Origin of the sequence: Priestia sp. YIM B13551 (genome assembly GCF_042787905.1) — a bacterium.
Lineage (GTDB): Bacteria > Bacillota > Bacilli > Bacillales > Bacillaceae_H > Priestia.
In genome coordinates, this window is the sequence record NZ_JBHZOX010000001.1 from 572148 (window position 1) to 583176 (window position 11029).

At 39.1% G+C, this 11029-nt stretch carries 12 protein-coding genes; 2 read left to right on the forward strand and 10 right to left on the reverse strand.

What is annotated here, in order from left to right; genetic code table 11:
* Positions 1-29: 29 nt before the first annotated feature.
* The 3 genes from ACFX4N_RS03010 to ACFX4N_RS03020 all read right to left on the reverse strand — a co-directional run bounded on the left by ACFX4N_RS03010 (position 30) and on the right by ACFX4N_RS03020 (position 2259).
* Positions 30-878 (reverse strand): YihY/virulence factor BrkB family protein, encoded by an 849-nt coding sequence (locus tag ACFX4N_RS03010; RefSeq protein WP_013056998.1) that lies wholly within the window; start codon positions 876-878, stop codon positions 30-32.
* A 189-nt stretch (positions 879-1067) separates the two neighbouring features.
* Positions 1068-1271 carry an alpha/beta-type small acid-soluble spore protein gene (locus ACFX4N_RS03015; RefSeq protein WP_013056997.1) on the reverse strand — a complete coding sequence of 68 codons (204 nt, stop codon included), beginning with the start codon at positions 1269-1271 and terminating at the stop codon, positions 1068-1070.
* Between the two features lie 127 nt (positions 1272-1398).
* Positions 1399-2259 carry a dimethylarginine dimethylaminohydrolase family protein gene (locus ACFX4N_RS03020; RefSeq protein WP_057273158.1) on the reverse strand — a complete coding sequence of 287 codons (861 nt, stop codon included), beginning with the start codon at positions 2257-2259 and terminating at the stop codon, positions 1399-1401.
* 206 nt (positions 2260-2465) lie between these two features.
* On the opposite strand from ACFX4N_RS03020, the gene ACFX4N_RS03025 reads away from it, so the two are divergent.
* Positions 2466-4637, forward strand: a complete 2172-nt coding sequence (locus ACFX4N_RS03025; protein ID WP_377260825.1) for an MMPL family transporter — start codon at positions 2466-2468, stop codon at positions 4635-4637.
* A gap of 44 nt (positions 4638-4681) precedes the next feature.
* On the opposite strand, the gene ACFX4N_RS03030 is transcribed toward ACFX4N_RS03025, so the two are convergent.
* The gene (locus ACFX4N_RS03030) at positions 4682-4981 is read right to left on the reverse strand and encodes a YxcD family protein (protein ID WP_013056994.1); all 300 of its coding nucleotides are present in this window, start codon (positions 4979-4981) and stop codon (positions 4682-4684) included.
* The gene (locus tag ACFX4N_RS03035) at positions 4969-5424 is read right to left on the reverse strand and encodes a hypothetical protein (RefSeq protein ID WP_013056993.1); all 456 of its coding nucleotides are present in this window, start codon (positions 5422-5424) and stop codon (positions 4969-4971) included. The genes ACFX4N_RS03030 and ACFX4N_RS03035 overlap by 13 nt, the downstream gene beginning before the upstream one ends.
* 405 nt (positions 5425-5829) lie before the next feature.
* Here ACFX4N_RS03035 and ACFX4N_RS03040 point away from each other — a divergent pair, with 405 nt between their 5' ends.
* On the forward strand, positions 5830-6435 hold the full coding sequence (locus ACFX4N_RS03040) for an RraA family protein (protein WP_057273156.1): 606 nt from the start codon (positions 5830-5832) through the stop codon (positions 6433-6435).
* Positions 6436-6457: 22 nt separating this feature from the next.
* On the opposite strand, the gene ACFX4N_RS03045 is transcribed toward ACFX4N_RS03040, so the two are convergent.
* The 5 genes from ACFX4N_RS03045 to proC form a co-directional block, all read right to left on the reverse strand.
* Entirely contained in the window at positions 6458-6820 is a 363-nt protein-coding gene (locus tag ACFX4N_RS03045) for a VOC family protein (protein ID WP_013056991.1), read from the reverse strand.
* A gap of 38 nt (positions 6821-6858) precedes the next feature.
* The gene (locus ACFX4N_RS03050; RefSeq protein ID WP_013056990.1) at positions 6859-7056 is read right to left on the reverse strand and encodes a cold-shock protein; all 198 of its coding nucleotides are present in this window, start codon (positions 7054-7056) and stop codon (positions 6859-6861) included.
* 356 nt (positions 7057-7412) lie between these two features.
* Complete coding sequence (locus tag ACFX4N_RS03055) at positions 7413-8675, reverse strand: glutamate-5-semialdehyde dehydrogenase (protein WP_057273155.1); 1263 nt, start codon at positions 8673-8675, stop codon at positions 7413-7415.
* Between the two features lie 114 nt (positions 8676-8789).
* Positions 8790-9896 (reverse strand): glutamate 5-kinase, encoded by a 1107-nt coding sequence (proB, locus tag ACFX4N_RS03060; protein ID WP_013056988.1) that lies wholly within the window; start codon positions 9894-9896, stop codon positions 8790-8792.
* Positions 9897-9983: 87 nt separating this feature from the next.
* Complete coding sequence (gene proC, locus ACFX4N_RS03065) at positions 9984-10826, reverse strand: pyrroline-5-carboxylate reductase (protein ID WP_013056987.1); 843 nt, start codon at positions 10824-10826, stop codon at positions 9984-9986.
* Positions 10827-11029: the final 203 nt, after the last annotated feature.

The window sequence follows — 11029 nt, forward strand, 5'->3', positions numbered from 1 at the left end:
GGAAACCTCTATAAAGGTTTCCTTTTTTATTACATCGCCTGAGACGTATCTTTAGGAGGTGCAGCCGTTTTGTTTCGGTGATAAATAGCGTTAATCTCTCCTCCAATAACGAGAATTAACCCCGTTAAAAATAGCCAAAGCATCAGAACAATCACGCCTCCTAAGCTTCCATAAGTAGCAGAATAATTGCCAAAGTTGCTTACGTAAAATGAGAACCCTAAAGATGTTAGCTGCCATAGCAGCGTAGCAGCGAGTGCTCCGGGCCATACATGAGCAAAAGGAAATGTTTTGTTTGGCGCTAATCTGTATAATACGGATAAAACAAGTACCATAATGCCGACACCAACAATCCAGCGCAGAATATTTAAAACCACTGTTGTACCTGAAGGGAGAGAAAACCATTCGCTTATCCAATTTAACAAAACTCCTCCGAACACTGGTAAAAGAAGCGATACAACAATTGTTACAATTAATCCAATTGTTAAAAGAATGGACAGACCTCTTACTTTAATAAACGAGCGCTGTTCTTTCACGTCGTAGGCTTGGTTCATTGCACGGATAAAGGCGTTCATACCGTTTGAAGCGGACCAAATGGTTCCTAAAATCCCTACAGTCAGTAACCCGCCGTTTGGTTGGCTTACAAATTGAGCTACGTTATCTTTAAAGATTGCAGCCGTTTCTCCCGGCATAACGCTTTGAAGAAGATCGATTGCCTCTTCCGGTTTAATAGATAGATACGGAACAATCGATATCAGTAAAATAAGCATAGGGAATAATGATAGCATATAATAATAGGCTTGCTCAGCCGCTAGTCCCGTTGCTTGGTCTTCTTGAATTTCTTTACCAAGACTTTTTCCAAATGATAATAGCTTTTTCATGATAAACCTCTACTTTCTCTTTTTTTGTTCTTTTCCCATTTTATGCACTTTTCAACCTTGAAAGTGGAGAATTTCAAGCAAAATCTCCACTCAAACGACCAAGAGAAAGTAGAATGATGTTTTCTACACAAAAAAAGTTCCAGCTCAAAAGAGCCAGAACTTTTCATCAAAGTGTTTATGTAGAGCAGACTAGCGAATGTGTCCTTGTGCACCGCTTAATTGCTGTTGCGCCATTGCAACAAGATGCTTCGTCATTTCTCCACCAACAGAACCATTTGCGCGAGCCGTTTGTTCCGCGCCAAGCTGAACGTTAAGTCTCCCCGCAATTTCCGTTTTTAATTGATCAAGAAGCTGTTCAGCACCTTGAACTAAAATAGGATTACGATTTGCCATGTTTATCACTCCTTTCCTTCAACAGCTTATATAGGTTAATGTTCCTTTCACTTGAAATTTTATACAACATCCCTCAAAAAAAAGATCCCTGGCTATCGCCGAGATCTTTTTTTCTTTTTAAGCTTTTTTACACTCGTTCCAGAGGCATTGTGCAGCAGCGGAAAGAACCGCCGGACTTAATAATTTCAGATATATCAACTTCAATTACTTCATAGCCTCGTTTCCTTAACTCTTCATTCACTTCTGTATTCATTGGCAGGCTGATCACCTGCTGATTACCGATTGATAATACATTGGTTCCCATCGTAAACTGCTCTTCTTTTGTTACTTCAATTAAGTCATATTTCATGCGAAGTAAATTTAATTCTTTCTCATGTAAAGCTGGTGAAAATACGAGCGCTTCTGTAGGTGATAAAATATTTAACACACAATCAAGATGAAGGTAAGATCGGTCAATAGGAATCGGAACAACCTCATACGTTGGAAGCAGCTCTTGGATATGCTCCACACCTTCTCTACTTGTACGGTCGCTGAGCGCAATAAAAATAGCTTGTCCATCAATCAGCACATCTCCACCTTCAATGGGATGGTCCGGTACCTGATGGAAAGGAATACCTTGCTGCTGCAGCCACTCTGCTAGCACTTGTTCTTCTCCACTTCGAATTTCGCTGCCCATTTTCGTGACAATAATGGTATCTCCGAGCGTATAGCCAATATCCCGCGTAAATACTTGTTCTGGAAATGGCTCTTGTGCAGATAGCCCGATGACTTCCACTCCTTCTTTTTGAAGACATTCGACAAATTGACGGTGTTGCTTTGAAGCCAAGCTCTCATCAATATTTTCGTCCGCATAGTGCTTTTGTGTTTCATTAATAATTTCTTCAATTTTCATATATGTAGGTGGGCAAACAATCACACGCTTTAATGTATCATACTCATTTTTACACCCATAACTATTCGTCATTTTAGCTGGCTGTTTCATTTGCATCTTTTTAAATCCCCCTTCGTGCATTTATGTACAGTGTTCCCTAAATCTCCTGAAACATAAACACGATTTTGCTGAGGAAAAACCCCTGCTTCTCTGTATAAAAACTTTTTCAGGCAAGAAAAACAAAAAAACACAATACTTCTTCTAATTACAATAACTGTTAGTATAAAATAGTCTAGTAACTGTACAAAAAATTGGAGGTTAATATGAATAAAGTAGCGAACGCATTATATGCGAGCAGGAAAATTTTATTAATACTATGGATCATCCTAATTGTCGGATTTGGCTTTTATGCGGCTACGCTTCCTTCTGTGCTGGGAGGAAACGGATTTGAAATGAAAGGAATGTATAAAGATACCGAGCAGCTTTTAGTTGATAAATTTGATGTTAGTGAAGCTCAGGTTATCGTTTTGTTTTTAAAAAAAGACGGAGTTTCTGACTTGAAATTCCAGCAAACGATCGCTCAGTATATGCAAAAGGCAAATGACAAATCAGACGCGTCGAAAGTTGACATACCAACGGCTTCTAACAAGATGATAAAAGGAAGCACAGCGTATGGAATTATCCACTTTAATCACGATGATGGAACGATGGATAAACGAGTGGAAAAGATCAGAACTCTTTCGGCTGAAGAAAAAGAAGTTAGTGTAAAATTAACCGGTGGTCCTATTATTGAAAAAGATATGAATACAGCAAGCCAAGCTGATTTAGCAAAAGCGGAAGCCATTGGCATTCCTGTTGCTTTAGTTGTGCTTCTTCTAGCTTTTGGCGGCGTGGTAGCCGCTGCAATTCCTCTTATTATAGGAATTGTAACCGTTGTTACTACCATGGGCGTTGTCTATTTCTTTCATCCGTACACAGAGCTGTCCATCTTTATTTTAAATGTGATTCCAATGATTGGATTAGCTCTTAGTATTGACTTTGCCCTTTTATTTATTAATCGCTTTAAAGAAGAAATTCAAACAAAATCGGTAGAACAAGCAATCAAAATTACCATTCAAACAGCGGGACGCTCGGTCATCTTCTCAGGATTATGCGTATTTATTGGATTAGCGGGAATGCTGTTTATTCAAGTGGATATTTTCCAAAACGTCGCTCTTGGAGGAATGGCTGTTGTTTTTATTGCTGTGTTTTCAGCTCTTACGCTTCTTCCTTCCATACTGGCTATATTAGGTACACGCATTAATCGTTTACGCATCTTAAAAGTCAGTGAACAAGGCGGTCAGTCTAGGTGGCGTTCATTCGCTACATTTGTCATGAAAAAGCCTGTAACTATGGCGATTGTTTCTCTTATCATTTTGTTAGTAGCACTTATTCCCGTTCGAGACATGCATCTAGAGATACCGTCTTCAGAAGCGCTCCCAACAAAATACGAGTCCCGTCAAGCTTTTGACACATATAACGATACGTTTATAAATAAAAACACGGCAGACGTTTATTTTGTGCTAGAAGCTAAGCAAGATATGCTGAATGAAAAGCCTTTAACAAATGCCTTTACTTTTATAAAACAATTAAAAGAAGATTCGTTAGTTAAGCAAGTCGATTCTATTTCTACCGCTTTAAACGTAAAATCGAGTGATCAGCTTCAAGCTATGCTGGAAAACCCGCAGATAAGTGCGCAGACAAAGCCAGCTGTAGATTCGTTCATTAACGGACATTATATGCTCATAAAAGCTACGCTAGATACAGACCAAAATTCAGATCAAGCAAAAGATTTTGTTCGAAAATGGAAAGACAAACGTTCACCTTTCACCGTTCATATTGGCGGCTATCCAAAATTTGAACAAGAAATATTCGATGAAATTTATGAAAAAGCTCCCTATGGTTTGGCTCTTGTTTTATTTTCAACGTATGTCATTTTAATGATTGCTTTTCGTTCCGTACTCATTCCTTTAAAGGCTATCATTATGAATATTTTAAGCTTAACAGCTACGTTTGGTTTACTTGTATGGCTATTTCAAAATGGACATTTAGGTCTTACCGAATCTAATATTGCTTTAGTACTGCCAGTCTTTGTTTTCGGCCTTGTATTTGGGCTTAGCATGGACTACGAAGTCTTTTTAATTTCGCGCATTCACGAAGTGTACCATCAAACCCGCGATAATAATGTGGCAACCGTAGAAGGCTTAGCTTCCACTAGTAAAATCATTACGAGCGCTGCTTTAATCATGATTGTGATTACAGGAGCCTTTGCTTTTACAGACGTAACTCCTGTTAAACAAATGGGTGTAGGAATTGCTTTAGCTATATTTATCGATGCAACGATTGTCAGAATGCTTCTTGTCCCTTCTCTTATGAAATTGCTTGGAGATGCCAACTGGTGGTTTTTCACTAAAAAACGCGATAAGTCCAGTTCCAACGAACAGTTAAAATCCTAATAAAAAGCCCGCTCACTTGAGCGGGCTTTTTATTGAAGATTTCTTTATCGACTTAATTTAGCAAAAGCGATAATACCTTCTTCGTCGTCTAATTCCAGTTCTAGTCCTGCTGCGTATGGGTCTACGTTCATTTCCGTATCCAGCCAAAAGCGCAGCGCTTCAATAATGTTCAAAGTAATATGAACCTGCTTACGATCATGTACGTATGACTCTGCTGAAAAACCGTAGTCATCATCATACATTAGCTCAATCTCTACTTCTTGAGGCTGAACTTGTTTTTTTTCCGCGATATACAAACACATCGCATTGATAATATCTTGTTCAGAAATTTTTATTGTCTCCAAGATTTCACTTCCTCATTTTTACGCTTGTTGCTACGTACGCTTTGGAATAACTTTACTACAAGAAGAATTAAAGCTACAATCACAAGCATGTTTACCATAAAGCCTAAAATTGGGCCTAATGGTCCTAAGCTAGATAGTAAGCTTCCGAATAATAAGCCCGCAATTCCTCCCATTAAAAGACCTTTCATTAAGCCGCCACGCTTTGAGCTAGCCGCTGTACTCTTAGATGATGAATTTTTAGACGTATTGTTTTGCTTAACTGAATTACTGTTATTGTTTTTAAATAAGCTTGATTGGTTATTGCTTCCGCTGTCAAAAGAGCGCTTTCCTGATTTATACCCTTTTGCGCTTGCTACGTTTGAACCGTCATGAATAAGTGATCCACCGACTGGTGAAAACACAACCGCTAATGCAATAAATGCGGCCAATAATTTTTTTACCATTGTTTTCCCTCCACTAAATGACTAACGTCACATATGTTTTTTCATATATGATTTCCATATATGTTCCTACGTTTCATCATACCAAAAGGTTTCACTTTTTTATATAAAAATGCATCAAGCTCCATCAAATGTTCATAGGATTAAACGTTTGCATGTATTTTGCTACCTTCGCCTTTATTACTAATTAAAGGATATAGGTGCTTATATGACGAATACCATACGAGAAACAGCGCCTCAAAGATATAATAAAATTCATTAAAAATTGGCTTTGGAAGCTTCTAACGCTGTACATTTGCAGTTAATTGATGGTCAATGCTTCACGTTATCTACTTGCCCTTTCATAAATAAGAGCTTTCTCTTATATGAATATGTATAGATAGACTAAAGTTAAAAAGGAGAGATACGATGTTGAATGAACAGCTCCCATTATCAACAGCAAATTTATCAGATGCAATGGAAGGTGCAAACCACTTAGACTTTTCTATTAAGCCATTGCAGCGTCATTACAAACTATTTGGGCCGGCTCTTACCGTAGATACGCCTGCTGGTAATAATTACTCAGTGCTTGAAGCGATTCGACTAGCGGAGCCCGGAAGCGTGCTCGTCATTGATGGAAAAAGCTACTGTAACCGTGCCTTAGCAGGAGATTTCGTAGTAGCCATGGCGAAGCTTGTTGGAATAAGCGGTATTGTACTAGATGGTGTTATACGAGATCAGGAAGACATTGAAAAGCTTAATTTCCCTGTATTTTGTAAGGGCTCTACGATCGCAGCAAGCAGCAAAAAAGAAAAAGGAAAGGTAAACGAGATCATTTCCTGCGGGGGCGTGAAGATCCGTCCTGGGGATTTTATTGCAGGTGACGACGGTGGAGTCATTGTCATTCCAAAGGAGGAAGTCGAAGAAGTATTAGCAAAAGCACAGGAAAAGTGGCAAAAAGATAAAGACAGAGAAAATGAAGTATTAGTTAGCAAAGAAACGGTATATACGTATTTAGATAACGCCTTAAAATAAAAGACCTCCGCTTGGAGGTCTTTTATTTGTCATATTGTAAAAATTCTAATCGATTTCCGAACGGGTCGTGGACAAAAAAACGCTCTCTCCCTGCAATAGGCTCTTCTTCAGAAAGAACGCAGCCCGAATGTGCCAACTTACGTCTAAGCGTCTTGATATCTTCCACGACAAAAGCTGGATGCGCTTTTTTAGCAGGTATGTAGTCATCTTGAATACTGATATGCACTTCTTGAGTTCCACATTGAAACCATATGCCGCCTCTGTGCCTTAAATTTTCCGGCTTAAGAACAGTTTTCATTCCTAAAAGATTTTCATAAAAATTTCTTGCTTCTTGCTCGCATCCTTCTGGACCAAGAAGCTGAACATGATCAATTCCTAGAAACATCCACAAACCCCTTTCAAAAAACGTCTTCCTAAAAGTTATTAATCAATGACTCTAGGATTATGAATAACCTGCAGTTCTTTTACAGCTTGCTTCATTTCGCTTTTGCAAATTGGACAAGTTGGCTGATCTCCGCTTTTAAAGTTATCTCGAACCCAGCAATTACACGTATCTGATGTACATTCCCAAACTTTTGTTTCTTCAATAACAGCCGGCTCTAAATTTTTACGATTATACATACACATCGTCTCCTTTAAACAGTACTTTTTAAGTGGATAATAAATGAAGATTAACTTAGCGTGTAAATGTGGTAAATGGTGCAAGATAAAGTGATACTATACATCCGTAAATCAATCTTTGAGGAATACATACGGCGTCTTGAAAGACTAAAATAAAAATGAAGTTATAACAAAGCAGATAGCAGTTGCTTTTCTTAAAACAACGGGATAGTCTGAAAAGAACAAAAATGAAGATCACAAAAATTATATATTTTACTATTATAACAGAGTTTATATTTTTTTACAAATCAGCTTCCATTTACTTATTTTGCTTTTCATAAAAAAAAGCGAGCACATGATTAGGCTCGCTTTTTTTCTTATCGAGTTTGTCCGTTTCCACTCATAATATATTTAATTGTCGTAAGCGCAGGAAGTCCCATTGGACCGCGTGCATGAAGCTTTTGAGTTGAGATCCCAATTTCAGCTCCAAATCCTAAAGCTCCTCCGTCAGTAAAACGCGTAGATGCATTATGATACAGTGCGGCTGCATCCACTAAAGACATGAAGCGTGAAACGGCTTGTTCATCTTCTGAAATGATGGCTTCAGAGTGTTTTGTTCCATATGTTTCGATATGGTCAATCGCTTCATCCACACTCTCTACTACTTTCATTGCGATTGCTAAGCGCAAATACTCTTCAGCCCAGTCTTTTTCAGCCGCTGGTTTTGCTCCAGGAATTTCACCTACTGTCGCTTTGTCACCATATACTTCAATATTATGATCATTGAATGCTTGAATCAATTCTTCTTTATGAGAATCGAGCCAGTTCTTGTGTACAAGAACCGTTTCTGCTGCGTTACACACCGCTGGTCGATCTGTTTTTGCATTAATCAAAATCGGAATGGCCTTCTTAACGTCAGCTTGTTCATCGATATAAATATGGCAGTTTCCGACTCCCGTTTCTAACACGGGAACCGTTGCGTTATTGACCACCGCTTGAATCAATGAAGCCCCTCCGCGCGGAATTAGCACGTCAATATGCTCTTTCATTGTAAATAATTCTTGCGTAGCCGCACGATCTGTACTTGAAATAAACTGTACCGCTTCTTTAGGAATTGGCGTTTCATCAAGAGCTTTATGAATAATGTCCACGATAGCTTGGTTAGATGAAATAGCTGAAGAGCCGCCTTTTAACACAATGGCATTTCCAGATTTCAACGCTAGCCCTGTTGCATCTACCGTGACGTTTGGACGTGCTTCATAAATCATTCCGATAACGCCAAGAGGCACGCGTACTTGCTTTACATCTAGACCGTTATCCAATGTCCAGCTTAATAAGATATCTCCTGTTGGATCGTCTAGCTCAGCAACTTCACGAAGGCCGTTAGCAAATTCTTTTACACGTTCCGCTGAAAGAGCAAGGCGATCCATCAGCGCTTCGTCAAACCCTTTTTCTTTACCGTTTTTTAAGTCTACTTCATTTGCTTTTAAAATATACTCCGTGTTGTTTTCAAGTGTAGAGGCAATCGTTAACAGCGCATCATTTTTTTGTTCTGTTGTTAGTAAACTTAATTTCTTAGCTGCTTTTTTTGCTGAAATAGCTTGTTCTTCTACTGAATACTTTTCATTTGTTTGTAACACCAAATCACTCCTGGATTCGTTTTAGTTTTGTTTGATTTTAAAGTGTGAGGCATAAGAGGTAAATGCAATCATGCAAAGAAAAGGAAGGGCTCCTTTTCTTTACAGCATGTTTGCTTACAAACCGACCGGTACTGGAATTTCTAAGTGACACACTAGACCTTCGCTGTCTACAATCGGTTGATCAATTGGCTCATTCAGTGCAAGTTCATCAGATGAATAATTTGTCACGCCAAGAGCCAGCTCATTTTCGTCTTTATCTAGAATACGTACAACTGCTCGTTCACTAAAGTGGCCTTTAATATATTTAACATGCTCGCGAAGTAAAGGCTCTTTATCTTCAATAATTGCACGTTTCGCGGCATCTTCGACTACTATTTCCCCTTCAGGACCAGAGTTAAACGCAATCCACTGCTTTTTCTGATTAAGGTTCGCAGAATCATCTTCAGATTCAAAATACGTTCCTGTTGCATCTCCGTCAACCGCTTGTGTTAAGATGTTTGGCACGCCGGCTCTTCCTAAAAATGCTGGAATTCCTGACGCCATAGCGATTTTGAACGCGTCAATTTTCGAGCGCATACCGCCTGTTCCAACTGAACTTCCTGAATCTCCTGCAGATTCTTCGATTTCTTGCGTGATTTCCCCTACGTGAGGAACTAATTTTGCATTTGGATCCTGGCGAGGGTCCGCGCTGTATAAGCCATCGATATCCGATAAAATAATAAGCAGGTCGGAATCCACTAGTCCAGCAACTTTAGCTGAAAGTGTATCATTATCGCCAAATTTTAATCGATTGATGGTTACCGTGTCGTTTTCATTGACAATTGGCACAATGCCGCGTTCTAACAGCACGTTAATTGTATTTCGTGCATTGTTGTAACGATTTTCGTCTGAAAAATCGTCTCTTGTAATTAAGATTTGAGAAGCAACGTATCCATGTGATAGAAACAGTTCTGAATAAGCTTCCATTAACAGTCCTTGACCGATTGAGGCAGCTGCTTGTTTTTCAGGTAAAGAGCTAGGTCGCTCTAAGCAGCCAAGCTTGCGGTACCCTGCAGCTACAGCTCCTGATGAAACCAACAGCACTTCATGACCGCTATCTTTTAAGTCTACGACTTGATCCACAAGGCGCTCGAGCTTCCGTCTGCTGATTTCGCCGTGTGAACTTGTTAATGAACTACTTCCAATTTTAATTACAACCCGCTTCTTATTGTCGGGACTCATCAAATCACTCCTAGTGTGTTCTGTATGTTTTCTTGTTTATGATTATTTTTTTGTGGTGAGGAATTCACGAAGAAGATAAGTGACGAATTAATTAGTACTTGCCACTTTTTGTAGTTGAGCACTCATTTCTTTTGAACGCTTTGATGCTCCTTTGACTGCTTGCATCATTGCTTCTCCGCCGCCGTGTTTAGCTAAGGCGTCTAAACCAGCTGCTGTTGTACCGTTTGGAGACGTCACATTTTCACGAAGCTCCGTCGGCGTTTCATCTCTTTCCATCATCATTCTTGCTGCACCGTAAATGGTTTGGGCGCCAATTTCACGTGCTAGCTCAGGATCGAGACCTTCTTCTTTAGCTGCTTTTTCGATATGCTCCATAAGGAAATAAAAATAAGCGGGTCCACTTCCGGCAATTCCTGTGAAAATGTCCATTTGTGGCTCATCAATCACGTATACTTTTCCGATTGCAGAAAGCAGCTCTTTTGCTGTTAGCACAGCATCCATTGCAGCATATTGACCTGGAGATATAGCCGTTGCTGATTGCTGAATCATACTTGATGTATTCGGCATCACTCGAATGACCTGCTGTTCATCATGCAATAACTCTTCCATGTAAGAAGACGAAATCCCTGCAAGAACAGATAGGACAAGCTGGTCTTTGTTGATTTGAGGCTTTAATTCGTTTAATGCCTCTTCAGCGCCTTTTGGCTTCATCGCTAGAATAAAAACATCGATGTCATCTGTTTTCAGCTCGCTGCGCTTTACTGCTGTGATACCATATCTATTTTCAAGTTCATGCAGTCGCGCATCATTGCTTCGATTTGTTACGATAATATTTTCAGCAGGTAATTTCTTTGCATTGACCATACCGGAAATCATCGCTTCAGCCATTGATCCAGCACCTAAAAAAGCAACTTTTTGTTTTTGATCCATCAAATCTCCCCTGTCATTTGTTCGTATTTTTGTTCTCGTTTCTTTCAACGGTTCCTATAGTAACATGCTGAAAAAGAGTGTCAAGTTGGATTTAACCGTTTTTTTCCTCCTTGAGCGTATAACCTTATGCATATGTAAGCGTAAACAAAACTTTTTTAAATATTTTTTCCTGCAAAAAAAAAACGATTTTTTTTATAAAAATA

Bases quoted from the DNA above. Each gene is read 5' to 3' on its own strand.
- ACFX4N_RS03035 (WP_013056993.1), bottom strand. From the start codon at position 5,424: ATGGTAAAAAAATTATTGGCCGCATTTATTGCATTAGCGGTTGTGTTT.
- ACFX4N_RS03015 (WP_013056997.1), bottom strand. From the start codon at position 1,271: ATGGCAAATCGTAATCCTATTTTAGTTCAAGGTGCTGAACAGCTTCTT.
- ACFX4N_RS03025 (WP_377260825.1), top strand. From the start codon at position 2,466: ATGAATAAAGTAGCGAACGCATTATATGCGAGCAGGAAAATTTTATTA.
- ACFX4N_RS03045 (WP_013056991.1), bottom strand. From the start codon at position 6,820: ATGTTTCTAGGAATTGATCATGTTCAGCTTCTTGGTCCAGAAGGATGC.
- ACFX4N_RS03010 (WP_013056998.1), bottom strand. From the start codon at position 878: ATGAAAAAGCTATTATCATTTGGAAAAAGTCTTGGTAAAGAAATTCAA.
- ACFX4N_RS03040 (WP_057273156.1), top strand. From the start codon at position 5,830: ATGTTGAATGAACAGCTCCCATTATCAACAGCAAATTTATCAGATGCA.
- ACFX4N_RS03050 (WP_013056990.1), bottom strand. From the start codon at position 7,056: ATGTATAATCGTAAAAATTTAGAGCCGGCTGTTATTGAAGAAACAAAA.
- ACFX4N_RS03020 (WP_057273158.1), bottom strand. From the start codon at position 2,259: ATGCAAATGAAACAGCCAGCTAAAATGACGAATAGTTATGGGTGTAAA.
- proC (WP_013056987.1), bottom strand. From the start codon at position 10,826: ATGGATCAAAAACAAAAAGTTGCTTTTTTAGGTGCTGGATCAATGGCT.
- proB (WP_013056988.1), bottom strand. From the start codon at position 9,896: ATGAGTCCCGACAATAAGAAGCGGGTTGTAATTAAAATTGGAAGTAGT.